The organism is Massilia cellulosiltytica (genome assembly GCF_047325105.1).
GTDB lineage: Bacteria > Pseudomonadota > Gammaproteobacteria > Burkholderiales > Burkholderiaceae_D > Telluria > Telluria orientalis.
The window spans coordinates 5,763,458-5,787,047 of the sequence record NZ_CP168562.1 but is presented as its reverse complement, the minus strand read 5'-3'; the positions used below and the strand labels follow the sequence as shown (position 1 = coordinate 5,787,047).

Here is a 23,590-nt window from a genome sequence, read left to right as displayed (position 1 = left end):
CCTCCCGGCACGCGTCACAAACGACATCATCGCACCCACCCCCGCACAGGGCGCACATCGACGGCACCAGCACGCGCAGCCAATGCCGCAGGGACAAATAACGGGCCGTCATCGTAAGTTCCACCCATCATGTACACTCCCGCCATTATCCCATTCACCGCAGCCCCATCATGGTTTCACCCCAAGCCCCCTCCAGGATGAGCGCCCCGATCGATCCGGTCCGCGTGCGCCAGCTGTTCGCCGACCCCGCGCGGGTCGCGCCATCCGATTTCCTGCGGCGCGAGATCGCCAGCCGCATGTTCGACCGCCTGACGCTCGTCAAGACGGCGCCGCGCCAGGTGCTCGACGCCGGCTGCGGCACCGGTGTCGACATCGCCGAGCTGCAGAAGCGCTACCCGGCCGCGCAGGTGCTCGGCCTGGACGCCGTGCCGGCCATGCTGGCGGCCGCCGGAGCCGCCACGTCGGCGCCCCGGTCCCTGTTGAGCCGTTTGCTCCCCGCCAAAGCCGGCATCGATCTCGTTTGCGCGGACTTCGGCAACCTGCCGTTCGGCCCGAACTCGCTCGACCTGGTCTGGTCGAACCTGGCATTGCACTGGCATCCTCAGCCCGACCGCGTGTTCGCCGAGTGGCGTCGCGTGCTGCGCGTGGATGGCTTGCTGATGTTTTCGAATTTCGGTCCGGACACGTTCCGCGAACTGCGTGCCGCGTTCGCGGCGATGGACGAGACCCCGCACACGCTGCCGTTCGTCGACATGCACGACTTCGGCGACCAGCTCGTGGAAGCGGGGTTCACGACGCCCGTCATGGACATGGAACAGATCACGGTGACGTACGACTCGGCCGACAAGCTGCTGGCCGACGTGCGCACGTTCGGCGGCAACCCGCTGGCCACGCGCCGCCGCGGCCTAGTCGGCCGGGCGGCGTGGCAACGCATGCGCGACGCGCTGGAAGCGGGCCGCCGTGCGGACGGCAAGCTGGGCCTGACGTTCGAGGTCATCTACGGCCACGCTTTCCGGCCGGCACCGAAGACGACGGCCGCGGGCGAGGCGATCGTCCGCTTCCAGCCGCCGAAGCCGCGGTAAGACCCATGCATCCTGTATACGATCGCGGTAATTTTCCTTGAATAAAAATTACCGCTTTCAGTATAATCAAACACACTTTTTTCGACTGGATCAAAAAAGCGCTAAAAAATTAAGCATAAAGGCGTGAAGTCGAGGGTTGGAGCATCACCCGGGGATACAAGGCAGCGTATCGGGTATCCCCCGCAAGCAAGGTTTGAAGGCATCGTTCAACGAGGGTTCCAGACGGTTCCCGGCTGGACGGTGTCGAGTCCCGAAGCGTCCGCCGGCGCGACGGGAAGTGGTTGCGTTTAGTTTAAAAAGGATTTCAGAACGGAAGTTGTCTTCCGTGGTTCCTCCATGGCGAGCCAGAGGAGGGCCGCTTCCGTTCTAGAAATTTCTCTTCTAAAGGTGGTTGGGGACAACATGACATATGCAAAACGATTCAAAGCGTTGATGCTCGGTCTCGCAGTAGCGGCCAGCATCCCGGCGATGGCGGCTACCGAGCCCGTCATTACCGGTCGTCCAGTGGAACATCAGCTCAACATGCAGGCGCCCGTGACGGGCATTGCGGCCTATATCTACAGCCTGCATAACTGGATGATGGTGGTCTGCCTGGTCATCTTCCTCGGCGTGTTCGGCGTCATGTTCTATTCGGTGTTCAAGCACCGCAAGTCCCTCGGCCACAAACCGGCCACCTTCCACGAATCCACCACGGTCGAGATCGCCTGGACCGTCATACCGTTCCTGATCGTCATCGGCATGGCCCTGCCGGCCACGCACGCCGTCGTGCAGATGAAGGACACTTCCAACCCGGACCTGACCATCAAGGTCACCGGCATGCAATGGAAATGGGGCTATGACTACCTGAAGGGCGAGGGCGAAGGCATCTCGTTCCTGTCGAACCTGGCCACGCCGCGCACGCAGGTGGGCGAGCCGGGCATCGCACCGACCGAGAAGCGCACCGAGAACTACCTGCTCGAGGTCGACAATCCCGTCGTCGTCCCGGTCGGCAAGAAGGTCCGCCTCGTGCTGACCGCCAACGACGTGATCCACTCGTGGACGATTCCCGCCTTCGCCGTCAAGCAGGATGCCATCCCCGGCTTCGTGCGCGACACGTGGTTCAAGGCCGAGCAGATCGGCACGTACCGCGGCAACTGCGTCGAGCTGTGCGGCAAGGAACACGCGTTCATGCCGATCGTCGTGAAAGTCGTCTCCGCTGAAGACTACACTGCATGGGTGAACGGCGAGAAGACCCGCATGGCCGCGCTGGCCGACGACCCGAACAAGGTCTGGACCATCGACGAACTCAAGACGAAGGGCGAGAAAGTCTACGCCGCCAATTGCGTGGCCTGCCACCAGGCCAACGGCCAGGGCGTGCCGAGCGCATTTGCCGCGCTGGTCGGTTCGCCGGTCGTACTCGGTCCCAAGGCCGAACAGATCGCCGTGCTGCTGAATGGCAAGCACAGCGGTAAGTATCCGTCGGCGATGCCGGCGTGGAAGCAGCTGTCGGATTCCGAGATCGCTTCCGTCATCACTTATACCCGCAACAACTGGACCAACAAGGCCGACGAGAACATCGTCCAGCCTTCCGAAGTCCTGGCTGCCCGCGGCAAATAAGACAAGACAAGCAACAAGCGTTTGGATTACAGGGACCGGGCCGTCACCGCGTCACCGCACCACGGCCTTGCTGTCCCGCACGACTAGGATACTGACATGACTTCCAGCACTATCGATAACACGCACGATCATGGCCACGACCACGCGCACGACCACCCGGTCGGCGCGCGCCGCTGGCTCTTTGCCACCAACCACAAGGACATCGGTACGCTGTACATGTGGTTCGCGTTCATCATGCTGCTCTCGGGCGGCGTGCTGGCGCTGATGATCCGCACCGAGCTGTTCCAGCCCGGCCTGCAGTTCTTCCGCCCCGAATTCTTCAACCAGCTGACCACCATGCACGGCATCGTGATGGTGTTCGGCGCGATCATGCCGGCGTTCGTCGGCTTCGCCAACTGGATGATCCCGCTGCAGATCGGCGCATCCGACATGGCGTTCGCGCGCATGAACAACTTCTCGTTCTGGCTGCTGCCGCCGGCCGCGATCCTGCTCGCGACGTCGTTCTTCGTCCCGGGCGGCGCCACCGCCGCCGGCTGGACGCTGTACGCGCCGCTGTCGACGCAGATGGGCCCGGGCATGGACATGGCGATCTTCGCCCTGCACATCATGGGCGCGTCGTCGATCATGGGTTCCATCAACATCATCGTCACGATCCTGAACATGCGCGCACCGGGCCTGACGCTGATGAAGATGCCGATGTTCTGCTGGACCTGGCTGATCACCGCCTACCTGCTGATCGCCGTGATGCCGGTCCTGGCCGGCGCCATCACGATGACCCTGACCGACCGTCACTTCGGCACCTCGTTCTTCAACGCGGCCGGCGGCGGCGACCCGGTCATGTACCAGCACATCTTCTGGTTCTTCGGCCACCCCGAGGTCTACATCATGATCCTGCCGGCCTTCGGCATCGTCTCGCAGATCATCCCGGCCTTCGCCCGCAAGCCGCTGTTCGGCTACGCATCGATGGTGTACGCGACGGCTTCCATCGCGATCCTGTCGTTCATCGTGTGGGCCCACCACATGTTCACCACCGGCATGCCGGTGACGAGCCAGCTGTTCTTCATGTACGCGACGATGCTGATCGCGGTGCCGACCGGCGTGAAAGTGTTCAACTGGGTCGCGACGATGTGGAAGGGCTCGATGACGTTCGAGACCCCGATGTTGTTTGCCGTCGGCTTCATCTTCGTGTTCACGATGGGCGGCTTCACGGGCCTGATCCTGGCCGTGACCCCGATCGACATCCAGGTGCAGGACACGTATTACGTCGTCGCCCACTTCCACTACGTGCTGGTCGCCGGCTCGCTGTTCGCCCTGTTCGCCGGCTTCTACTACTGGGCACCGAAGTGGACCGGCCACATGTATCCGGAACTGCGCGGCAAGATTCACTTCTGGAACTCGCTGTTCTGGTTTAACCTGACGTTCTTCCCGATGCACTTCCTGGGCCTGGCCGGCATGCCGCGCCGTTACGCCGACTATGCCGTGCAGTTCACGGACTTCAACCAGATCGTCTCGATCGGCGCGTTCGGCTTCGGCCTGTCGCAGGTGTACTTCCTGTTCTTCGTCGTGCTGCCGACCATCCGTGGCGGCAAGCCGGCCGAAGCGAAGCCGTGGGAAGGCGCCGAGGGCCTGGAGTGGACCGTGCCGAGCCCGGCGCCGTTCCACACCTTCGAAACGCCGCCGCTGGTGAAGTGAGAGCGCGATGAACGATGATCGTTCGCAGCAGATCAGGAAGAACAACCGGCGCACGGCCCTGTGGCTGGCCGGGCTCGCGCTGTTCTTCTTCGTCGTGCTGTTCGTCAAGCGCCTGTGGCTGAACTGAGGCTGTCATGCAAGCGGAAACGAATGCAGGCCGCCACGAGGACAGTGGCCGCCTGCGGCTGAATCGCACCACGCTGATCAAGCTGATCGTCGTGGCCGGCATCATGTTCGGCTTCGGCTATGCGCTGGTGCCGATCTACCGCCAGGTGTGCGAGGCGCTCGGCATCAACGTGCTCACGCAGAAGGACGGCACGGTGGCGCGGCCCGCCAACACCCAGGTCGACCTGGCGCGCACGATCACGGTGGAACTGGACGGCAACGCCCAGGGCCCGTGGCGCTTCCGCCCGACGCAGCGCAGCATCGACGTGCACCCGGGCGAGATGGCGACCGTCGTCTACGAAGTCGTGAATACGCAGGGCCGTACGGTGAAGGCGCAGGCCATTCCGAGCTACGCGCCGCAGTCCGCGGCGCCGCATTTTAAAAAGGTCGAGTGCTTCTGCTTCAAGGAGCAGGTGCTGAAACCGCACGAGGCGCGCCAGATGCCGGTCGTGTTCTTCATCGACCCGAAGCTGCCGCGCGAAGTGAAGAACATCACGCTGTCGTACACGTTCTTTGAAATCGGTGGCGCCGTGACGGCGCAAAAATAATGGCCAACGACGACCAGCGTGAACCTGTAAAAACCGCGTCGTTCGGCGCCACGATGAAGGCCGTGTTCTGGTCGTTCTTCGGCGTGCGCAAGCGCCGCGACTACGAGCACGACGCGGCCAACCTGAACCCGATTCACGTGATCGTGGGCGGGCTGATCGGGGTGGCGCTGTTCATCGGCATCCTGGTGTTCGTCGTGCGCATGGTCGTGGCAAAAAGTTAAAACACACAGCAATACGAAGGCGGGGAAGTACCCGACATTCGAAACAATGCTTGATTGAGGAGATATATATGAGTTCGCCCCATTCCGCGCCTTACTATTTCATCCCCGGCCCATCGCGCTGGCCGATGGCAGCCGGCATCTCGATGCTGGTCACGATGGCCGGCGCTTCCGGCTGGGTCAATGGCACCGCCTGGGGACCCGGCGTGTGCACCGCCGGCATCGTCGCCATGCTGATCGTGCTCTATAACTGGTTCGGCGACGCCATCGGCGAGTCGGAATCCGGCAAGTACGGCGAGCGTGTCGACCTGTCCTACCGCTGGTCGATGAGCTGGTTCATCTTTTCCGAGGTGATGTTCTTCGGCGCCTTCTTCGGCGCGCTGTTCTACGCACGAGCGATCTCGATGCCGTGGCTGTCCGACCTCGACCACAAGGTCATCTGGCCGGACTATTCGGGCCACTGGGGCAACATCGGCCCGGCCGGCACCGTGGAGCAGTTCAGCACCATGGGCCCGTTCCCGATCCCGACCATCAACACGGCACTGCTGCTGACCTCGGGCGTGACCCTGACCATCGCCCACCACGCCCTGCGCGCCGGCCACCGCGCCCGCACCGCGCTGTTCCTGTTCGCGACGATCCTGCTGGGCGCCATCTTCATGGGCTTCCAGGCGTATGAATACCACCACGCGTACAGCGAACTGAACCTGAAGCTGACCTCGGGCATCTACGGCTCGACCTTCTTCATGCTCACGGGCTTCCACGGCTTCCACGTGACGATGGGTGCGATCATGCTGTCGGTCGTGCTGTATCGCGTACTGCGCGGCCACTTCACGCCGGAACATCACTTCGCGTTCGAAGGTGCGGCGTGGTACTGGCACTTCGTCGACGTGGTGTGGCTGGGCTTGTACGTTGTCGTGTACTGGCTGTAAGGACTACCTGCGATCGCGTTAAACCGTCGTTCCCGCGAAAGCGGGAATCCATACTGAGCAACCGACTTCGGCACGTCAGCATGGGTTCCCGCGTGCGCGGGAACGACGTTGTTTTTTAGTGCAGTCCTTTCGGCTGAATCCACCCCATCTTGTACGCGAACAGCACGAACAGGAACAACGTGATCGACAGCCCGACCCGCATCGCCAGCGCCTGCACGGTGCGGTTGCTGCGGCCCTTGTCGCGCATCAGGAAGAACAGGGCGGAGGCGAGGCTGCCGATGATGAGCACGAAGGCGATGGCGACGACGGTTTTCATGGGCGGCCGGTAGAGTTTGTTTGGGTTGTACGATCATTGTATGCGACTGCGCTTCCGTTTCAGAACCATTCCTTTCCTCGCGACGCTCGTGCTGGTCGCGGTCGGCATCCTGCTCGGCAACTGGCAGGTGCGCCGCGCGGCCGAGAAGACGATGCTGCAGGCCCGGCTCACGCAGCGCACGGCCTTGCCGCCGCTCGTGCTCGACGGGACGCCGGTCGATCCGGCCGCCGTCGAATATCGCCGTGTCGTTGTGACCGGGGAATTCGTCTCCAACTGGCCGCTGTTCCTCGACAACCGGCCGCTCGAAGGCCGTACCGGATTCGTTTTGCTGATGCCGTTTAGAATAGCGGGTAGCGACGACGTCGTCCTCGTCGCGCGCGGCTGGGTCCCGCGCGATCCGGCCGTGCACGATCGCGTGCCGCAGGTGGCGACGCCAAGCGGCCGCACGACCATCGAAGGCCTGGCGATCCTGCATCCGGCGCGCGTGATGGAACTCGGCAAGGCGCCGCCGCCCCGGCCCGGCGCCATCGTCCAGAATGTCGACCCGGCCGGCTTCGCCCAGGCGAGCAGCCTGCGCACGCTGCCCGTGCTGGTGGAGCAGACGAATGCGGACGGCTCCGACCTCACCCGCAAATGGCCGGCCCCCGCGGTCGACGTGGACCGCAACAAGGGCTACGCGTTCCAGTGGTATGCGCTGGCGGCGATGGCCTTTCTATTTTTTGTGATAACAGGATTTCGAAGTGGAACCAAACAAGCTGGCTGAACCGGCAATCGACCCGAAGAGCACCCGCAAGCGCGGCCGCTGGATGCTGTGGCTGGTGCTGCTCGTGTGCGCATCGCCGATGATCGCGTCGTATTTCACCTATTACGTCATCAAGCCCGAAAAGCGCAACAACTACGGCACCCTGATCGACCAGCGCGCCCATCCGGTCCCCGCGATGGCGACGACCACGCTGGACGGCCGTCCGCAGGCGCTGGAACAGTTCAAGGGCAAGTGGGTCATGTTGATGGTCGGGCCGGGCGCATGCCCGGACTCTTGCCGGAAGCAGCTGTTCGCGCTGCGCCAGCTGCGCCTGATGCAAGGGAAGGAAGCCGACCGCATCGAGCGCGTCTGGCTCATCACCGACCAGGAACCGCTGGACACGCTGATCATCCGCGAATACGACGGCACGCACATGCTGCGCGCGGATGGCGCGACGGTCGCGTCCTGGCTGCCGGCCGACACGGGTACGACGCCGGCCGACCACATCTACCTGATCGACCCGCTGGGCCACCTGATGATGCGCTTCCCGAAGGATCCGCAGCTGCAGGAAGTGCGCAAGGTGTACAAGGACATCAACAAGCTGTTGAAGGCGTCAGCCGTCGGGTAAAGCGCAATGGAAGTCTCGAATTTCATCCTGCTGGCCCTGACCGGCATCCTGGCGGCCAGCGTGCCGCTCGCGCTCGTGTGGACGGCGACGGGCACCCACAAATACCGCAAGCTGGCGTGGGTGATCGCGTTCTTCACGTTCGACCTGATCGTCTTCGGCGGTTTTACGCGCCTGACGGACTCCGGCCTCGGCTGCCCCGACTGGCCGGGCTGCTACGGCGAAGCGAACCCGTTCCTCGCGCACGAACACATCGCCGCGGCCGAGGCGCTGATGCCTACCGGACCCGTGACGAAGGTGAAGGCGTGGATCGAGATGATCCACCGCTTCCTCGCGATGGGCATCGGCTTCCTGATCATCGGGTTGATGGTGGCGTCGTGGCTGGAATGGCGCAAGGCGCGGGCACGCGGTGTGCGGCCCACGCATGGCCCGGCGCTGCCGACCCTGCTGTTCCTGTGGGTGTGCGTGCAGGGCGCGTTCGGCGCGTGGACCGTCACCCTGAAACTGCAGCCGGTCATCGTCACCCTGCACCTGCTGTTCGGCCTGACCCTGCTGGCGCTGGCCGTGTGGCTGGGTGGACGGGAAGACAACCTGCTGGCCCCGCCGCCGGCTGCCCCGCCCGCCGTGCTACGCAAGCTGCGTCCGCTGGCGTGGCTGTCCGGCGCCGTGCTGCTTGTCCAACTGGCATTGGGCGGGTGGGTGAGTACCAATTACGCGACACTCGCATGTAACGATTTCCCGCTTTGTAATGGACAAATTGTCCCAGAGATGGACTGGCAACATGGCTTCACCTTGTGGCGCGAGCTGGGCAAGACGGCGGCCGGACACTACCTGCCGTTTTCCGCGCTGACGGCGATCCACTGGGTGCACCGCAACTTCGCGCTCGTCGTCGTCCTCGTACTGGGCTATACGGCGTGGCGTGCGTGGCGTCTGCCGGGCCTGCACGGGACGGCGCGCAACCTGGCGCTGGTGCTTGTCGCCCAGGCAACGACGGGCATCGCGACGGTGTTCCTGAACTTCCCGTTGCCGATTGCCGTGCTCCACAACGCGGGGGCGGCTGGCCTCGTCCTTCTGGTGACCATGCTAAACTACAAGGTACAGTATCAACTCGAGCTGGCGCTGCGCAGTCCACGACGTGAGGCGGCGACGTCCGCGAGCCACCCATGATTACGCAAACCGCCATCCACAAACCGCCCAGCCGCGTCGCGCAGTACTGGGCGCTGACCAAGCCGCGCGTCACGCAGCTGGCCGTCTTCTGCGCCGTGATCGGCATGTTCCTCGCCACCGACGGCTTTCCGGGCTGGCACGTGCTCGCCTGGGGCACGATCGGCATCTGGCTGCTGGCCGGCGCCGCGTTCGCCGTCAACTGCCTGATCGAGGCGGAAGTCGATGCCCGCATGGCCCGCACGGCGCGCCGCGCCACCGCGATGGGCGAGCTGTCGACCACGCAGGTCCTGATCTTTTCCGCCATCATCGGCGGTGCCGGCATGGGCATCCTGTACACGATGGTCAATCCGCTGACGATGTGGCTGACGTTCGTCACCTTCGTCGGCTATGCGCTGATCTACACGGTCCTGCTGAAACCCAACACGCCGCAGAACATCGTCATCGGCGGCCTGTCGGGCGCGATGCCGCCGGCCCTCGGCTGGGCCGCCGTCGCGAATACCGTGCCGATGGAAGCCTGGCTGCTCGTATTGATCATCTTCGTCTGGACCCCGCCGCACTTCTGGGCCCTGGCCATGTACCGCCGCGACGACTACGTGCGTTCTGGCCTGCCGATGCTGCCCGTCACGCACGGCATGCAGTACACGGGCCAGCAGGTGTGGCTGTATTCCGTCGCGCTGGCGGCCTGCACGCTGTTCCCGTTCGCCGTCGGCATGAGCGGCATCGTGTACCTGGCGGCCGCCATCGTCCTGAACGCGATCTTCCTGCGCCATGGCTGGATGGTCCACAAGCACTACAGCGACCAGGTCGCGCGCAAGGCCTTCGCCTGGTCCATCGTCTACCTGTCGCTGCTGTTCGCCGCGCTGCTCGTCGACCACTACGTGAAACACTACCTCTAGACCCGATGATGAAAAAACTGCTGTCCGTCCTCGTCGCCGCCTGCGCGCTGACCGTCTCCCTCGCCGCATGCGACAAGCTGCCGGGCAAGCAGAAGGAATCCTTCCAGAACACGGACGTCACCGGCCTCGATTACGCAAAAGGCTTCACGCTGACCGACCACACCGGCAAGCCGCGCACGCTGGCCGACTTCAAGGGCAAGGCCGTCGTCGTCTTCTTCGGCTACACGCAATGCCCGGACGTGTGCCCGACCACGATGGCGGAAATGGCCACCGTGATGCAGAAACTGGGACCGCTGGCCGACCAGGTGCAGGTGCTGTTCGTCACCCTCGACCCCGAGCGCGACACGCAGGAACTGCTGGCCAACTACGTGCCCGCGTTCGACAAGCGCTTCCTCGGCCTGCGCGGCACGCCCGAGCAGACGGCGAAGACGGCCAAGGAATTCAAGGTGTTCTACTCGAAGGTGCCGGGCACGGACCCGGGCAGCTACACGATCGACCACACGGCCGGCAGCTACGTCTTCGACCGCGACGGCCGCCTGCGCCTGTTCATCCGCCACGGCCAGGGCCCCGATCCTATCGTGCACGATCTGCGTGCGTTATTATCCTGATAATCTTAACGATTCGATTATCGGGATTGCATGGACAAACGGCCAGGTAGAAACTACACGCGCGCCGGCGTGGTCATTTTACTGACGCTCGGCTGCCTCTACGTCCTGCAACCCTTCCTGGCCGCGATCCTGTTCGCGGCCGCCGTCGTCATCTCGTCCTGGCCCCTGTACCAGCGCCTGCTGCTGCGCCTGCGCGGCCGGCGCACGCTCACCGCGCTGACGATGACGTTGAGTCTCACGCTGCTCGTGATCATCCCGCTGGCGCTCGTCGCGTACAACCTCGCGGACAACGTCGCGTCGTCGTTCGACCAGATCCGCGCCGCCTTGAACCAGGGCGAACTGCTGCCGCCCAAGTGGATCCGCGACATCCCGCTCGTCGGCGACCAGCTCGACAACTACCTGCGCCAGCTCGTCGCCAGCCGCGACCGCATGATGGAACTCGCGCGGCGCATGGTCGAACCGGCGCGCCACGCGCTGCTGTCCGGCGGCATCATGCTGGGCGCGGGCGTCGCGCAAATGAGCCTCGCGGCATTCGTCAGCTTCTTCTTTTACCGCGACGGCGAGGTGCTGATGGCCGTCATCAAGGCCGCCATGCACCGCATCATGGACGAGGAGGCGGAATCCGTCGCGGAGACCGTCAGCCAGACCGTGCGCGGCGTGATGTACGGCCTGCTCGGCACGGCACTGGCGCAGGCGCTCGTCGCCGCGCTGGGCTTTTTCATCGCGGGCGTGCCCGCGGTGCCGCTGCTGTCCGTGCTCGTGTTCGTGTCTTCCTTGATTCCCGTCGGGCCGCCGATCGTGTGGGGCGGGGCGGCCATCTGGCTGTTCGCGCAGGGCGAGACGGGATGGGCCATCTTCATGCTCGTGTGGGGCTTCTTCCTGATCAGCGGCGTCGACAACGTCGTGCGCCCGATGCTGATCAGCCGCGGCTCCAGCCTGCCGTTCCTGCTGACCTTGCTGGGCGTGCTGGGCGGCGTGATCGCGTTCGGCTTCGTCGGCATGTTCATCGGGCCCACGCTGCTCGCGGTGGGCTACTCGCTGATGAGCGGGTGGACCCACACGAAGGATCCGATCGTCAGGCAGAACGGCAACGGCGTCTCGCCAAAGTAAATTTCCTTGCGGAAATGATATGATATTTCGTTAGTCACGCTGTTGATTAATGGACTATTAACGCTCGTCTCGTACATACATAATTGTTCGATCTACTACGGTTACCGACCCGCGTTCACGCAGGCGCTGCAAGCCGTCGGGACCTTCTCGAACAAAAACGGAGACGATGATGCAACTGAAAAGCACGCTGGCCCTGACGCTGGGTCTGCTGTTCTCGCTGGGCGCGAACGCTGAGACATACCGCTGGGATAACGTCGCCATGGGCAGCGGTGGTTTTGTCAGCGGTATCGTTCCCAGCAAACTGGAGCGCGGCGTGATCTACGCCCGCACCGACGTGGGCGGTTCCTACCGTTGGGATGCCCATAACGAACGCTGGGTCGCGCTGACGGACTGGATCAGCGAAAGCGATACCGGCCTGATGGGCGTCGAGTCGATCGCGGTCGACCCGCGCAACCCGGGCACCGTCTACATGCTGGCGGGTACCAGCTACTTCAGCAACGGCAAGACCGTGATCATGCGCTCCACCGACTACGGCCAGCATTTCGACCTGGTCGACGTGACGGCCCAGTTCAAGGCCCACGGCAATGGCATGGGCCGCTCGAACGGCGAACGACTGCAGGTCGACCCGGGCTCGAGCAACGTCCTGTTCGTCGGTACGCGCGACAACGGCCTGTTCAAGAGCGTCGATTCAGGCGCGACCTGGACTCATGTAAACGGGCTGAACGTGGCCTCGACGCCCAACGGCAACGGCATCAGCTTCGTGCTGCTCGATCCGACCAGCGTCAGCGGCGGGACGGCCAAGCGCATTGTCGTCGGCGTATCGCGTTACGGCTCGGTCGGACCGAACCTGTACATGAGCAAGGACGGCGGCATCACCTTCGCCCCGGTCGCGGGAGCGCCGGCGAACCTGATGCCGCAGCGCGCGGCATTGACGAACAAGGGCCGCCTGTACCTGACCTATGCCAACGGCGCCGGACCGCACGGCCAGAGCGACAGCGAACCGATGACCACGGGCCAGGTCTGGGAATACAACATGGTCGGCGGCGCCTGGACCAACATCACGCCGGCAGGCATGACCAATGCGTTCGCCGGCATCAGCGTCGACCCGAGCAATCCGAAGCACCTGATCGCGTCGACCACCAATATGTACTGGCTGCAGCACAGGAACCCGGACGGGTACGGCGACCACATCTTCACCTCCTACGACGCCGGCCGCTCCTGGGTCGACCTGATGCAACGCGGCATGGAGATCGACCCGAACGGTATCGACTGGGTCAAGGAATCCTCGATCCACTGGGCCGGCGACGTCGAGTTCGACCCGTTCGATTCGAAGACCGCGTGGGTGATCTCGGGTAACGGCGTGTTCAGGACCACCGATCTCGACGCAACGACGAGCGTCTGGAAGTTCGACGTGAAAGGCATGGAAGAGACCGGTTCGTTCGCCGCCGAGGCCATCCCGGGCGGCCCGTTCGTGTCGGTCATCGGCGACTACGACGGCTTCACCCAGCCCGATCCGTCCCAGTACGCCCTGCGCCATTCCCCAGGCGTCGGCACGACGACCGGCCTGGCCGTGGCGCCGAAGGCGACGCACGTCATGGCGCGGGTCGGCTCGAACGCCATGTACATCTCGACCAATACGGGCGCAAGCTGGCAAAAGGCGCCGACCATGAACGGCAAGTTCGGGAACCTGGCGCTGTCGGCCGATGGCGCCGTGCTGCTGCACAGCCCGGACGGCTCGACCACCACGTATCGCTCGACCGACTTCGGCGCCAACTGGACGCCGGTGGCAGGCCTGTCCGTGAAGGACGCCTATCCGGTCGCCGACCGGGTCAACCCGGCCAAGTTCTACGTCTACGACATCGGCATGGGCAAGATGCTGGTCAGCACCGACGGCGGCGTGTCGTTCAACGCCACGGCCACCCTGCCGGCCGGCGGCAACAGCCTCGTGCGCGCCACGCCCGGCATCGAGGGCGACGTGTGGGCCTGCGTAGGTTCGAAGGGGATCTCCCATTCGACCGATTCGGGCGCCACGTTCACCAGCGTCGGCGGGACCGGCTCCTGCGGCACCATGGGCCTGGGCAAGGAAGCACCTGGCGCCAGCTATCCGACGCTCTACATGTGGGGTACGGTCGGCACGTCGCGCGGCCTGTTGCGCTCGATCGACATGGGCGCCCACTGGGACCGCGTCAACGACGACGCCCATCAATACGGCGGCACGCTGGGACGCTGGGTCACCGGCGACATGAACACGTATGGCCTGGTCTACATGAGCACCAACGGCCGCGGCATCGCCTACGGCAAGATCGATCCGACCGGCGACGTGCAAGTGGTGCCGCAAGTGCCCGTCAAGCCGGCACCCACCGCCGTGTGCACGTACGAACTCTCCAGCACCTGGTGGGGCGGCGGCATCGCCACTGTCTCGATCACCAACCAGGGTACGGAGACGCTGCATGGCTGGGAAGTGTCCTGGACCTACAGCGACGGCACGTTCGTGTCGGGCAGCGCGTGGAACGGGGTCGTGACGGGAACCGCGCCGACATTCACCGCGTCGGACGGTGGCGGCTGGAACAAGGACATCGCGCCAGGCAGCACGGCCTCGCTCGGCTTCGTCATCGCGGGCCAGGATGCGCTGAACGCGACGATCCCGAAAGTGACTGGCGACATCTGCAAATAACGAACCCTGACACAGCAAAGATACCCACCATGAAAAAGACTCTGTTTGCAGTGATCGCCAGCGCCACCCTGATGCTGGCCGGCGCCGCCAACGCCGGTGTCCTCGGCTTCGAGGACGTGGCCACCGGCGGCGACTTCGCCGGCCTGAGCGACATCAATCCGTACGCTGGCCTGACCTTCAGCGACGACTGGTTTGCCGGCGACACCGGCATCGACGGCTACGGCAACGGCGCCCACGGCGGCACGCGTTTCGCCGTGAACGGCTTCGGCTCCGATGGCGCCACCATCGGCAGCGCCACGCCGTTCAATTTTGCCGGCGCGTGGTTCGCGGCGCCGGACGGTGCTGCGGACAAGGCGTCGTGGATCGCCATCGCCGCCTATGACGCCGCCAATAACCTCATCGGCACGACCGGTCCGGTCGCGATCGGCAGCAGCTACACGTGGGCGGCCGCGGCATTCGACAACGTGTCGTCGTTGACCATCACGCGCGATACCGGCTGGTTCGTCATGGACGACTTCACCACCGCCGCTTCTGTTCCCCCCGGCGGCACGGTGCCCGAGCCGGCCAGCCCGCTGGTGCTCGGCCTGGGCGCGTTCGCCCTGATCCTGGGCCGCGCGCGCCGCCGCAAGGCGCCTGGCTCGGTCGCCTGAGGCCGGTCCGGCATTGAATCGTCGGGCCGGCACGGCGTGCCGGTTCCACAGATGCCCGCCGAGTACGGCGCCATCGTGGCATTGCCGTGGAAGGCCACGACGTCCGCCACGCGCCACGATTCACGCTCACGCTCGCGTAGAGCCCGAACAGGAACAGTGCGAGGAAGGTGCGCGATCATCTGCCGTGCGATGGAACGCGTGTTCAGCGGTATGAGCGGTCGTCAGGCGTGCGCGCAGGCGCATGAACGGCGTCTCCACGCAGCGGTACAGCACCCAGCCGCCGACGATGCCCGCGCCCATGACGGCGATGACGGTGAGCGGTGCGCCCGCATCGATGTGCAGGCGCTCGACGTGCGGCCGCAGCGCCATGAACACGGGCTTGTGCACGAGGTAGACGGCGTACGACCACAGCGCGAGCTGCGACGCGCCGGGGATGTCGATGCGATTCAGGATGCAGGCGGGGGACAGCGCCGCGCACGTCAGCAGCGCGAAGCCGAGTGCCAGCAGCGAGAAGCCAAACGTCGACGTGACGGCTGTCGTCGGCCAGTCGAGGTGGATGCAGGTCAGGATGCCGACGCTCAGCGCGAGGCCCGCCGCGCACAGCGCGTTCGCATGGCGCAGCAGGCGAGTGAATGCGTGCGGATGGACGTTGCGCAGCAGGGCGATGGCGACGCCGGGCAGCAGTTCATCGGCGCGGCAGAAGCTCGAATAATAAACCTCGGCCATGAACGCATCGTGCCCGTGCAGCGCATACGCCGCGGCGCGCGTGGCCATGCCCGCGACGATGCCGCCCACGAGCAGGCCCCACGCGAGCCGCACGGGAAAGCCGATGCGCGCGAGGGCCAGCACGACGAGGGGCAGCAGCACATAAAACTGCTCCTCGATGCACAGCGACCAGGAGTGTGTAAACGTCTGGCCGTAGGCGAGCCCGAAGTTCTGCGTGAACGTCAGGAAGCGCCATGGGTCCGCCATGCTTGAACCGCCGAGCGGCGCGCCGGGAAACAACCAAAGGATTAGAAAATAAGCGGCCAGCACGACGTAGTAATTGGGCAGCGTCCGCAGGAGGCGCCTCACGAAGAAGGTCTTCAGCGACAGGGATTCTCCGCGCGCGGCGGGGGCGAGCAGCTGGTTGCCGATCAGGTAGCCGCTCAATACGAAGAACAGGTCGACGCCGGCCCAGCCGACCTTGCCGACGACCCCGAACGTGGGTGCGTGGCTGACGAAGCCCGTGTAGTGGCTCGTCAGGACGAGCAGGATGGCGGCGGCGCGCAGCAGGTCGAGGCCGCGCAGGCGGTAAGTGGAAGCAGATTGGGTCATGGGTGTGTATGGAAGGCCAGCGCCTGCGTCAGCGCCGGCATGTAGGTACGGCTCGCGCGCAGCAAGGTGCCGTCGCGCAGGCGCAGCATGGCGTCGCGGTTCGTCAGCGCGCGCAGTTCGGCGACCACGTCCAGGCGCACGATGCTGGACCGGTGCACGCGCTGGAACCGGGCCGGATCGAGGCGCCGGGCCAGTTCCTGCAGCGGTTCGCGCACGAGGTAGGTCTTGCCGCCCGCGTGCAGCGTGGCGTAGTCGCCGTCGGCCTCGATGCGTTCCACATCGGCCGCGTCGACGATTACCGTGCGGTTACCGGCGCGCACCGTGAAGCTGCGCGTCCATGTGGGCGCCGCCGCGGGACGAAGGCGGCTCATGGCCGTGCGGGCGCGGTCCAGTGCGTCGTCCAGGCGGTCGTCGTCGACGGGTTTCAACAGATAGTCGAGGGCGGCCAGGTCGAAGGCGCGCACGGCGAAGGTGTCGTGGGCGGTGAGCAGGATCGCCAGCGGACGCGTGGCGCGGGGCAGGGCGGCCAGCATGTCGAGGCCGTTCTTGCCGGGCATCTCGACGTCGACGAACACGAGGTCGGGCCGGATCGCCGCGAGGCCGGCGGCGGCCGTGTCGCCGTCGCCGTATTCCGCCACCAGTTCCAGGTCCGCGTGGCGCGCCAGCCGCGCCTTCACGGCGAGCCGGGCCAGCGGTTCGTCGTCGACGATCGCGACGCGCATCATGCCGCCACCTCAGTGTTCACCCTGAGGGGCAACGTCAGCGACACGTGGAAGCGGCCGTCGTCGCGCCAGCCCGCGTCCACCCGCTGGGCGTCGCCGTACAAATGGCGCAGGCGGTTCGCAACGTTGGCCAGGCCGATGCCGCCGCCGGCTTGCGTCGGTTGCGTGCCGTCGTTGCGCACGTCCACGCGCAGGCGGTCGTCCGCGCGGTCGACGCGGATGTCGATGCGGCCCGGCGCGGCCATGGGCGCGATGCCGTGGCGGACCGCGTTCTCGACGAGCGGCTGCAGCATCAGGTAGGGCACGGCGGCATCGAGCAGGTCGGGCCCCGCATGCATCGCCAGTTGCAGGCGCTCGCCGAGGCGCGCCTTTTCGATGTCGAGATAGGCTTCCGTCAGCGCCAGTTCCTCGGCCAGCGTGTGCTCGTGGCGGCCGTCGTGCGCCAGCGTGGCACGGAGAAAATCGGACACGCGGGCGAGCATGCGGTTCGCGTCGCGGTTGGCGCCGGCCGCGACGAGGGCCGACACCGCGTTCAGCGTGTTGAACAGGAAGTGCGGATTGACCTGCAGGCGCAGCGCGCGCAGTTCGGCGTCGCGCGCGTCCGCGAGCGCCTGCGCGAGGCGCAGCCGGGTGCGCTGCAGCGACAGGTAGTACACGGCCACCGCATGCATCGCGCAGAACGCGACCAGCGCGAGCCAGCAGCCGTCCAGGCCGCGCAGGAGGTCGTCCCAGTGGTAGCCCGTCTCCAGCCCGAGCGCGATCGACAGCCACTGGCCCAGCAGCGAGTTCGCGACCGCCATCGCATACGACGCCGCGAGCAGGATCAGCGTCATCGCCCACCACGCGCGGCCCTGGCGCCACAACGCGCGCTGCAGCAGGACCAGCGGCACGGTCCAGACGGCGCAAGCGACGAAGAACAGCGTGCGAAACATGGGCGCGTAACCGTGGCCCAGCGCAGGCAGGCCGAGGATCACCATGCAGGTGAACACCGGCAGGGCGGCGAGGACGGGGACGAGCAGGGGCGTGTCTTCTTTCACGGCGGCGTGGCGTATGGACGGATCGGCCATTCTAGCCCGCGTCACTGGTGGACGGAATACAGCATCGCGACAATTTTCCAGCCATCGTCCGTGCGCACGAGCTGCCACGTTTCGCTGCCGCGGTTCGTCACCTTGCCGTCGGCGAGGAAGTCGAAATCGAACCACACGGAGGCGACGGTGCCGTTCGTGCGGACGCGCACGTCGTAGAAGCGTTCCTCGATCGGCCTGGCGCTGTGCGCGACGAATTCGGCGAACGCCTGCCATGTCGACGGCTCCAGGCGCTGCGCGGCCGGATTGCGCGCCTTGGCCGCCGCATACGTCGGTTCGTCCAGCACGGACCACCAACTGCCGCCTTCCTGCACGAACAGCGAGCCGAGCGTCTTGCCGTCGCGCGCGACGATGGCGGTCTGGAATTGCTGCACGAGCTGGCGGATGGCGGCGTCTTCGGTATTGGCCGCGTGCGCCGGACCGGCGAGGCAGAAGGCGAGGAAGAGAGAAAACAAGGCGCGCATGGCGGCTCCCGATATGGAAAGACGTCACGATAGAAGCGTTCGCGCGTGCGGGCCAGCACGCTGCGCCGGACCGTGTGCGCCGTGCGGCGAACCGTTAGCGGCTCAGCGCAGCAGCGCGGCCAGCGCCGCGCACGCGGCCTGCGCGCGCCCGGGCGGCACGTTCGTCACGCCCAGCAGCAGGCCACCGGGCGCGTCGTCTTTTTGCGCGCGCCACCACGACAGGGCGGACGGCGCGAGACCCACCGTGCGTGCGTGCGCGGCCAGCGCGGCATCGTCGACGCCATCCGCCAGCGGCAGGAGCACGGACAGGCCGGCCTCGGCATGTGCCAGGCCGAGATCGCGCAGGCAGGCGCACAGCGCGGCGCGGCGCTCGGCGTACACGCGCTTCATGCGGCGCAGGTGGCGCAGGTAGTGGCCGTCGCGCAGGAATTCCTCGATGGCGAACTGGATCGCGGGTGCCGGCGCGGCCGCGGCGACGTCGGCCACGGCGGCGACGGCGGGCGCCAGCGCGGGCGGCACGACGAGGAAGGCGACGCGCAACGCCGGGGCGATCGTCTTGCTGAAGGTCCCGATGTGCAGCACGCGGCCGGCATGGTCGCGCGCCGCCAGCGCCGGCGTGGCGCGGGCTTGCAGCTGCAGCTCGCCCAGGTAGTCGTCCTCGACGATCCACGCGTTGCGCGCGGCCGCCCAATCGAGCAGCGCATGCCGGCGCGCCAGCGACAACGTCATGCCCAGCGGCGCCTGCTGCCCCGGCGTGACGACCGCCAGTGCCGCCTTCGGAGCGGACGCGATGCCCGCCGCCACGGCTAGCCCCTCCGCATCGACGGGCACCGGGACGGGCGTCACGCCGTATTGCGCGAGCACGGTCCGCGCCGACGCGTAGCCGGGATCCTCGACCCATGCGGTGCGTCCTTCCAGCCGCAGCGCGCGCAGGGCGAGGCCGAGCGCGGCGGCATGGCCGTTCGCGACGAACACCTGCGACGGGTGACACGCGATGCCGCGCGCGATGCCGAGGTAGGCCGCGATGGCGGCGCGCAGCACCGGTTCGCCGCGCGGATCGGGATACCCCAGCGGCTGCGCGGCCGCGGCGCGTGCGGCACGGCCCATGATGCGTGACCACGTCTTGAACGGGAACACGTCCTGGCCCGGCACGCCGACCTGGAACGGGACCGGTGCGGCGAGGCGCGGCGGCGGGGCGGCCGGGCGTTCCGGCGCCGTCCCCGCACGCACCGCCTGGCGCGCCACGCGCGTGCCGGCCGCGCCGGCGGTGACGATGAGCTGCTGGTCGCGCAGGCTGTCGTAGGCCGCGCGCACGGTGCCGCGTGCGACACCCAGCTGCACGGCCAGGTCGTGCCAGGACGGCAGCCGGGCGCCGGGAGAAAGGCGGCCGTCGTGGATGGCGGCACCGATCGCGGCGGCGATCTGGCCGGCGACGGGCGTGCGCGCGAAGCGGTCGATGTTTATCGAAAGGTCCATGCAGTAAATGGTACAGGGATTCATGCAATTCTTGCGTCTTTGCCCTGATCCAAGTGGTCACTACGATGAAAGCCTCATCCACCGTCACCCTGAAGGATCCCATGACCCTCGTTCACTTCATCTCCGCCCTGGCCACCGCGCTGTTCGCCTGCGCGACCTGCGGGGCCGCGGACGGCGGCGCCACCCGCGCCGCGCACGCCGGCCAGCCGCTGATCGGCCAGCCGGCGCCGGCCGCCGTCCTGCGCACGCTCGACGGCGGCACCATCGACCTCGCCACCCGCTACGGCAGGCGGCCCGTCTACCTGAAGTTCTGGGCCACGTGGTGCGCGCCGTGCCTGCAGCAGATGCCGGGCTTCGAACGCATCCACCGGCAGTACGGCAAGCGCATCGACGTCATCGCCGTCAATGCGGGCTTCAGCGACACCGAGGCCGACGTGCGCGCCTACCGCGCCCGCCACGGCCTCACGATGCCGATCGCGCTCGACGACGGCAGCCTGGGGCGCCGCCTGAACCTGCGCGTGACGCCGCAGCACGTACTGATCGGTGCCGACGGCCGCATCGCCTACGTGGGCCATCTCGACGATGCGGCCCTGCATGCGGCGCTGGAGCGGGCCGCGCAAGGCCGGGCCGCGCAAGGCCGGGTCGCGGCGGCGGCGGCGCAACCGGTCGCGCTGGCACCGCAAGCGCAGGCGGCGCGTGTGTTCCGGGTCGGCGACAAGGTGGCGGGCCTCGATCTCCCGGCCGGCGCGGCCGGCAAGCCGCGCGCGCTCGTGTTCTTTTCGCCGTGGTGCGAAACGTATCTGCGCGAGACCCGTCCGGCCACCGCACAGGCCTGCCGGCGCGTGCGCGAGGACGCGACGCGCCTGCTGAAACGGGGCGGCGTGGATTGGCTTGCCGTCGCCGCGCCGCTGTGGACGTCGAGCGTCGAACTGGCGGCCTACGCCAAGGCCCATCCCGGCACGCCGCGGGTGGTGCTCGACCGCGACGGCGCCGCCTTCGCCGCCTTCGGCATCCGCGCGATCCCGAGCGTCGTGCTGGTCGATGCGGATGGCCGCGTGGCGCGCGTGCTGGGACCGGAAGAACGCGGCCTCGATGCGGCGCTGCGCGCGGTAAGGGGGCAATGATGAAGAAGAGCGATATCGCCTGCCTGACGGCGCTGGCCGCGCTGTGGGGCGCATCGTATCTGTTCATGCGCGTGTGCGCCGGCGAGTTCGGCGCGATGACCTTGGCCGGTGCCCGCGCCGCCATCGCCGCCGTGTTGCTGCTGCCGCTGCTCGGCGGCGACTGGCGTGCGTTGCGCCGGCACTGGAAACCGGTGCTGCTGGTGGGCCTGACGAATTCCGCGCTGCCGTTCGTGCTGTTCGCGCTGGCGGCGCTGGGCATCAACGCGAGCCTGTCCGCGATCTTCAACGCGGCCACGCCGCTGTACGCGGCCATCATCGGGCGCGTGTGGCTGGGCGAGGCCATCGGCCGCACGCGTGCCGCCGGGCTGGCGCTCGGCTTTTGCGGCGTGGTGTGGCTCGCCGCGGATAACGCCGGATTCAAGCCCGGCGCAGGTGCAATCGCAACCGGATGGGCCGTGCTGGCATGCGTCGCGGCCACGATGCTGTACGCGTTTTCCGCCCACTTCAGCAAGCGCTATCTCGCGACCGTGCCGCCGCTGGCCGTCGCCGCCGGCAGCCAGCTGGCCGCCGCGCTCATGCTGGCACCGGCAGCACTGGCCCTGCATCCGGCCACGCTGCCGTCGCCCCAGGCGTGGGGCGCGCTGCTGTGCCTGGGCGCGCTCTGCACGGCGCTCGCGTACGTGCTGTTCTTCCGCCTGATCGCCCGCGTGGGTGCGGCGCGGACGATGGCCGTGCCGTTCCTCGTACCCGCGTTCGGCGTGCTGTGGGGCGTGCTGTTCCTCGGCGAGACTGTTACGACCGCGATGGCGGCCGGCAGCGCCCCGATCGTGCTGGGGACGGCGCTGGCCGCTGGCCTGATCAACCCTGTGCGGCGGCCAGCAGCGCATCCGCTTCCGCGGCCCGGCGCGCGGCCGGACGCGAACTGACGCGGTCGATGTAGACCATGATCTCGGGCAGTTCCGGCACCAGCTTGAACATCGTGGCCCAGCCGAGCGAGATGCCCCACAGGACGTCGGCGGCGGAGAAGCGTTCGCCCAGCAGGTACGGGCCGGCGCGCAGTTGGGCAGTCAACGTGGCCAGCATCGTGTCGAAGTCGCCGTACGGGCACATCATCGGCGGCGTGGGCTCGCGTTTCATCGCGAGGTCGGTAATGGCCGGCTCGAACGACGAACCGTAGAACGCGAGCCAGCGCAGGTAGGGACCGCGCAGCGGATCGTCCAGCGCGGGCGCGAGACCCGCTTGCAGGAACAGGTCGGCCAGGTAGATGAAGACGGCCGGCTGCTCCGTCACGAGGGCATCGCCGTGGCGGACGGCGGGGACCTTGCCCATCGGGTTGATGGCCAGGTACGCCGGCGCGCGCTGCTCGTTCTTCTTGAGGTTCAGCACGTGCAGGTCGTAGGGGGCGCCGAGTTCTTCGAGCAGGATGCGGGCCGCGCCGGAGCGCGAATTCGGAGCGTGGAACAGGGTCGGGTTCATGGGGTCCTCGGGATGGCGGTGAGCCGACAGATTAGGCTTGCCTGCCGCCGCGGTCTTGGAAAAACGCGAATGCTAGAATGCCCCGATGAGCCATCTCCCCACCGTCACCGACCGCGCCAAGGGTGTCGTCGCGCCGGCGCTCGCCGGCAAGATGTTCCGGCTCGGCCGCTACCTGCCGCCGCCGGACCTGGCGCCGTTCCTCGACCACTACTGGATCGTCGAGTGGGACTTGCAGGGCCGCCCGGCACACACGCAGCGCACCTTGCCTTACCCGTGCGTGCACATCGTGTTCGACCGCGCCCGCACGGGCATCTGGGGCCTGACGACGGGCTCGTTCGATTACACATTGCAGGACGCGGGCAAGGTGTGCGGCCTGCGCTTCCGGGCGGGCGCTTTCCGCGGTTTGCTGGGCCGGCCGCTGCACACGATCACGGACAAGGTGCTGGCGCTGGGCGACGTGTTCCCGTGGGACGAGGCGGCCGCTCAGGATGCGGTGCTGGACACGGCGGACGACGCTGCGATGATCGAGGCGGCGGGGGCGCTGCTGCGTACCATGCTGCCGGCGCCCGACCCGCAGGTCGACCGCATCGCGGCCATCCTGCGTTTGGTGGAATCGACGCCCGGGCTGACGCAGGTGGAGGAACTGGCGGCAGTCGCGCAGATGGGCGTGCGCAGCCTGCAGCAGCTGTTCAGCGAGTACGTGGGCGTGAGCCCGAAATGGGTGATCCGGCGGTTTCGCCTGCACGAGGCGGCAGATCGCCTGGCGCAAGGCGCCGACGTGGACCTGGCTGCGCTGGCGCAGGGGCTCGGGTATTTCGACCAGGCGCACTTCACGTCGGATTTCCGGCGGCTCGTGGGCAAGTCGCCGGGGCGGTATCGGGATGAAGCGCGGCAAGGGAGGGCTTGAA

General features: G+C 66.9%; 25 protein-coding genes. 18 read left to right on the top strand and 7 right to left on the bottom strand.

The window, feature by feature from the left end:
* Positions 1–170 precede the first annotated feature (170 nt).
* From ACEN9H_RS25295 to ACEN9H_RS25265, 7 genes are all read left to right on the top strand, one after another.
* The gene (locus ACEN9H_RS25295; RefSeq protein WP_413672509.1) at positions 171–1,082 is read left to right on the top strand and encodes a methyltransferase domain-containing protein; all 912 of its coding nucleotides are present in this window, start codon (positions 171–173) and stop codon (positions 1,080–1,082) included.
* Positions 1,083–1,484: 402 nt separating this feature from the next.
* Positions 1,485–2,678 carry a cytochrome c oxidase subunit II gene (coxB, locus tag ACEN9H_RS25290; RefSeq protein WP_413672508.1) on the top strand — a complete coding sequence of 398 codons (1,194 nt, stop codon included), beginning with the start codon at positions 1,485–1,487 and terminating at the stop codon, positions 2,676–2,678.
* 96 nt (positions 2,679–2,774) lie between these two features.
* Positions 2,775–4,370 (top strand): cytochrome c oxidase subunit I, encoded by a 1,596-nt coding sequence (gene ctaD, locus ACEN9H_RS25285; protein ID WP_056122613.1) that lies wholly within the window; start codon positions 2,775–2,777, stop codon positions 4,368–4,370.
* Positions 4,371–4,377: 7 nt separating this feature from the next.
* Positions 4,378–4,497, top strand: a complete 120-nt coding sequence (locus ACEN9H_RS25280) for a cytochrome oxidase small assembly protein (RefSeq protein ID WP_229411904.1) — start codon at positions 4,378–4,380, stop codon at positions 4,495–4,497.
* A gap of 7 nt (positions 4,498–4,504) precedes the next feature.
* Positions 4,505–5,083 carry a cytochrome c oxidase assembly protein gene (locus ACEN9H_RS25275; RefSeq protein ID WP_160409655.1) on the top strand — a complete coding sequence of 193 codons (579 nt, stop codon included), beginning with the start codon at positions 4,505–4,507 and terminating at the stop codon, positions 5,081–5,083.
* On the top strand, positions 5,083–5,304 hold the full coding sequence (locus tag ACEN9H_RS25270; RefSeq protein WP_056122616.1) for a DUF2970 domain-containing protein: 222 nt from the start codon (positions 5,083–5,085) through the stop codon (positions 5,302–5,304). The genes ACEN9H_RS25275 and ACEN9H_RS25270 overlap by 1 nt, the downstream gene beginning before the upstream one ends.
* A 68-nt stretch (positions 5,305–5,372) precedes the next feature.
* Positions 5,373–6,230, top strand: a complete 858-nt coding sequence (locus ACEN9H_RS25265; RefSeq protein WP_056122619.1) for a cytochrome c oxidase subunit 3 — start codon at positions 5,373–5,375, stop codon at positions 6,228–6,230.
* A 115-nt stretch (positions 6,231–6,345) separates the two neighbouring features.
* Here ACEN9H_RS25265 and ACEN9H_RS25260 read toward each other — a convergent pair whose 3' ends face one another.
* Positions 6,346–6,546 carry a twin transmembrane helix small protein gene (locus ACEN9H_RS25260; protein ID WP_056122623.1) on the bottom strand — a complete coding sequence of 67 codons (201 nt, stop codon included), beginning with the start codon at positions 6,544–6,546 and terminating at the stop codon, positions 6,346–6,348.
* 40 nt (positions 6,547–6,586) lie between these two features.
* Here ACEN9H_RS25260 and ACEN9H_RS25255 point away from each other — a divergent pair, with 40 nt between their 5' ends.
* The 8 genes from ACEN9H_RS25255 to ACEN9H_RS25220 all read left to right on the top strand — a co-directional run bounded on the left by ACEN9H_RS25255 (position 6,587) and on the right by ACEN9H_RS25220 (position 15,018).
* Positions 6,587–7,309: an SURF1 family protein gene (locus ACEN9H_RS25255; protein ID WP_413672507.1), complete on the top strand. Its 723-nt coding sequence runs from the start codon at positions 6,587–6,589 to the stop codon at positions 7,307–7,309.
* Positions 7,287–7,916, top strand: coding sequence for an SCO family protein (locus ACEN9H_RS25250; protein WP_413672506.1), 630 nt, complete (start codon positions 7,287–7,289; stop codon positions 7,914–7,916). Before ACEN9H_RS25255 ends, ACEN9H_RS25250 begins: the two co-directional genes overlap by 23 nt.
* 6 nt (positions 7,917–7,922) lie before the next feature.
* Entirely contained in the window at positions 7,923–9,080 is a 1,158-nt protein-coding gene (locus ACEN9H_RS25245) for a COX15/CtaA family protein (RefSeq protein ID WP_413672505.1), read from the top strand.
* Complete coding sequence (gene cyoE / locus ACEN9H_RS25240; protein WP_056122634.1) at positions 9,077–9,976, top strand: heme o synthase; 900 nt, start codon at positions 9,077–9,079, stop codon at positions 9,974–9,976. Before ACEN9H_RS25245 ends, cyoE begins: the two co-directional genes overlap by 4 nt.
* Positions 9,977–9,984: 8 nt before the next feature.
* Positions 9,985–10,584 (top strand): SCO family protein, encoded by a 600-nt coding sequence (locus tag ACEN9H_RS25235; protein ID WP_056123588.1) that lies wholly within the window; start codon positions 9,985–9,987, stop codon positions 10,582–10,584.
* Positions 10,585–10,614: 30 nt separating this feature from the next.
* Complete coding sequence (locus tag ACEN9H_RS25230) at positions 10,615–11,694, top strand: AI-2E family transporter (RefSeq protein WP_413672504.1); 1,080 nt, start codon at positions 10,615–10,617, stop codon at positions 11,692–11,694.
* Between the two features lie 166 nt (positions 11,695–11,860).
* Positions 11,861–14,368, top strand: a complete 2,508-nt coding sequence (locus tag ACEN9H_RS25225) for a cellulose binding domain-containing protein (RefSeq protein WP_413672503.1) — start codon at positions 11,861–11,863, stop codon at positions 14,366–14,368.
* Positions 14,369–14,397: 29 nt separating this feature from the next.
* The gene (locus ACEN9H_RS25220; protein ID WP_413672502.1) at positions 14,398–15,018 is read left to right on the top strand and encodes a PEP-CTERM sorting domain-containing protein; all 621 of its coding nucleotides are present in this window, start codon (positions 14,398–14,400) and stop codon (positions 15,016–15,018) included.
* A 126-nt stretch (positions 15,019–15,144) separates the two neighbouring features.
* Here the strand turns inward: ACEN9H_RS25220 and ACEN9H_RS25215 are convergent, their stop codons facing one another.
* From ACEN9H_RS25215 to ACEN9H_RS25195, 5 genes are all read right to left on the bottom strand, one after another.
* Entirely contained in the window at positions 15,145–16,335 is a 1,191-nt protein-coding gene (locus ACEN9H_RS25215; RefSeq protein ID WP_413672501.1) for an acyltransferase family protein, read from the bottom strand.
* A complete protein-coding gene (locus ACEN9H_RS25210) occupies positions 16,332–17,060 on the bottom strand; it encodes a LytR/AlgR family response regulator transcription factor (RefSeq protein ID WP_413672500.1) in 729 nt (242 codons plus the stop codon). Before ACEN9H_RS25210 ends, ACEN9H_RS25215 begins: the two co-directional genes overlap by 4 nt.
* Positions 17,057–18,124 carry a sensor histidine kinase gene (locus ACEN9H_RS25205; protein WP_413672499.1) on the bottom strand — a complete coding sequence of 356 codons (1,068 nt, stop codon included), beginning with the start codon at positions 18,122–18,124 and terminating at the stop codon, positions 17,057–17,059. The genes ACEN9H_RS25210 and ACEN9H_RS25205 overlap by 4 nt, the downstream gene beginning before the upstream one ends.
* A gap of 11 nt (positions 18,125–18,135) precedes the next feature.
* Positions 18,136–18,606 carry a nuclear transport factor 2 family protein gene (locus tag ACEN9H_RS25200; protein WP_413672498.1) on the bottom strand — a complete coding sequence of 157 codons (471 nt, stop codon included), beginning with the start codon at positions 18,604–18,606 and terminating at the stop codon, positions 18,136–18,138.
* A 102-nt stretch (positions 18,607–18,708) separates the two neighbouring features.
* Positions 18,709–20,082 carry a PLP-dependent aminotransferase family protein gene (locus ACEN9H_RS25195; protein ID WP_413672497.1) on the bottom strand — a complete coding sequence of 458 codons (1,374 nt, stop codon included), beginning with the start codon at positions 20,080–20,082 and terminating at the stop codon, positions 18,709–18,711.
* Positions 20,083–20,147: 65 nt separating this feature from the next.
* Here ACEN9H_RS25195 and ACEN9H_RS25190 point away from each other — a divergent pair, with 65 nt between their 5' ends.
* The gene (locus tag ACEN9H_RS25190) at positions 20,148–21,206 is read left to right on the top strand and encodes a TlpA family protein disulfide reductase (protein WP_413672496.1); all 1,059 of its coding nucleotides are present in this window, start codon (positions 20,148–20,150) and stop codon (positions 21,204–21,206) included.
* Positions 21,206–22,132 carry a DMT family transporter gene (locus tag ACEN9H_RS25185; protein WP_413672495.1) on the top strand — a complete coding sequence of 309 codons (927 nt, stop codon included), beginning with the start codon at positions 21,206–21,208 and terminating at the stop codon, positions 22,130–22,132. Before ACEN9H_RS25190 ends, ACEN9H_RS25185 begins: the two co-directional genes overlap by 1 nt.
* Here the strand turns inward: ACEN9H_RS25185 and ACEN9H_RS25180 are convergent.
* Positions 22,065–22,682 carry a glutathione S-transferase family protein gene (locus tag ACEN9H_RS25180; protein ID WP_413672494.1) on the bottom strand — a complete coding sequence of 206 codons (618 nt, stop codon included), beginning with the start codon at positions 22,680–22,682 and terminating at the stop codon, positions 22,065–22,067. The genes ACEN9H_RS25185 and ACEN9H_RS25180 overlap by 68 nt on opposite strands.
* An 85-nt stretch (positions 22,683–22,767) precedes the next feature.
* Between ACEN9H_RS25180 and ACEN9H_RS25175 the strand changes: the two genes are divergently transcribed.
* Positions 22,768–23,589 (top strand): AraC family transcriptional regulator, encoded by an 822-nt coding sequence (locus ACEN9H_RS25175; protein WP_413672493.1) that lies wholly within the window; start codon positions 22,768–22,770, stop codon positions 23,587–23,589.
* Position 23,590 lies beyond the last annotated feature (1 nt).

Excerpts from the sequence above, each read along its gene's own strand:
- ACEN9H_RS25220 (WP_413672502.1), top strand. The coding sequence starts at position 14,398 with ATGAAAAAGACTCTGTTTGCAGTGATCGCCAGCGCCACCCTGATGCTG.
- ACEN9H_RS25270 (WP_056122616.1), top strand. The coding sequence starts at position 5,083 with ATGGCCAACGACGACCAGCGTGAACCTGTAAAAACCGCGTCGTTCGGC.
- ACEN9H_RS25185 (WP_413672495.1), top strand. The coding sequence starts at position 21,206 with ATGAAGAAGAGCGATATCGCCTGCCTGACGGCGCTGGCCGCGCTGTGG.
- ACEN9H_RS25230 (WP_413672504.1), top strand. The coding sequence starts at position 10,615 with ATGGACAAACGGCCAGGTAGAAACTACACGCGCGCCGGCGTGGTCATT.
- ACEN9H_RS25280 (WP_229411904.1), top strand. The coding sequence starts at position 4,378 with ATGAACGATGATCGTTCGCAGCAGATCAGGAAGAACAACCGGCGCACG.
- ACEN9H_RS25235 (WP_056123588.1), top strand. The coding sequence starts at position 9,985 with ATGAAAAAACTGCTGTCCGTCCTCGTCGCCGCCTGCGCGCTGACCGTC.
- ACEN9H_RS25275 (WP_160409655.1), top strand. The coding sequence starts at position 4,505 with ATGCAAGCGGAAACGAATGCAGGCCGCCACGAGGACAGTGGCCGCCTG.
- ACEN9H_RS25210 (WP_413672500.1), bottom strand. The coding sequence starts at position 17,060 with ATGATGCGCGTCGCGATCGTCGACGACGAACCGCTGGCCCGGCTCGCC.
- ACEN9H_RS25265 (WP_056122619.1), top strand. The coding sequence starts at position 5,373 with ATGAGTTCGCCCCATTCCGCGCCTTACTATTTCATCCCCGGCCCATCG.
- ACEN9H_RS25295 (WP_413672509.1), top strand. The coding sequence starts at position 171 with ATGGTTTCACCCCAAGCCCCCTCCAGGATGAGCGCCCCGATCGATCCG.
- ACEN9H_RS25200 (WP_413672498.1), bottom strand. The coding sequence starts at position 18,606 with ATGCGCGCCTTGTTTTCTCTCTTCCTCGCCTTCTGCCTCGCCGGTCCG.
- ACEN9H_RS25205 (WP_413672499.1), bottom strand. The coding sequence starts at position 18,124 with ATGGCCGATCCGTCCATACGCCACGCCGCCGTGAAAGAAGACACGCCC.
- ACEN9H_RS25195 (WP_413672497.1), bottom strand. The coding sequence starts at position 20,082 with ATGGACCTTTCGATAAACATCGACCGCTTCGCGCGCACGCCCGTCGCC.
- ACEN9H_RS25180 (WP_413672494.1), bottom strand. The coding sequence starts at position 22,682 with ATGAACCCGACCCTGTTCCACGCTCCGAATTCGCGCTCCGGCGCGGCC.
- ACEN9H_RS25190 (WP_413672496.1), top strand. The coding sequence starts at position 20,148 with ATGAAAGCCTCATCCACCGTCACCCTGAAGGATCCCATGACCCTCGTT.
- ACEN9H_RS25215 (WP_413672501.1), bottom strand. The coding sequence starts at position 16,335 with ATGACCCAATCTGCTTCCACTTACCGCCTGCGCGGCCTCGACCTGCTG.
- ACEN9H_RS25260 (WP_056122623.1), bottom strand. The coding sequence starts at position 6,546 with ATGAAAACCGTCGTCGCCATCGCCTTCGTGCTCATCATCGGCAGCCTC.
- ctaD (WP_056122613.1), top strand. The coding sequence starts at position 2,775 with ATGACTTCCAGCACTATCGATAACACGCACGATCATGGCCACGACCAC.
- coxB (WP_413672508.1), top strand. The coding sequence starts at position 1,485 with ATGACATATGCAAAACGATTCAAAGCGTTGATGCTCGGTCTCGCAGTA.
- ACEN9H_RS25175 (WP_413672493.1), top strand. The coding sequence starts at position 22,768 with ATGAGCCATCTCCCCACCGTCACCGACCGCGCCAAGGGTGTCGTCGCG.
- ACEN9H_RS25245 (WP_413672505.1), top strand. The coding sequence starts at position 7,923 with ATGGAAGTCTCGAATTTCATCCTGCTGGCCCTGACCGGCATCCTGGCG.
- ACEN9H_RS25225 (WP_413672503.1), top strand. The coding sequence starts at position 11,861 with ATGATGCAACTGAAAAGCACGCTGGCCCTGACGCTGGGTCTGCTGTTC.
- cyoE (WP_056122634.1), top strand. The coding sequence starts at position 9,077 with ATGATTACGCAAACCGCCATCCACAAACCGCCCAGCCGCGTCGCGCAG.
- ACEN9H_RS25255 (WP_413672507.1), top strand. The coding sequence starts at position 6,587 with ATGCGACTGCGCTTCCGTTTCAGAACCATTCCTTTCCTCGCGACGCTC.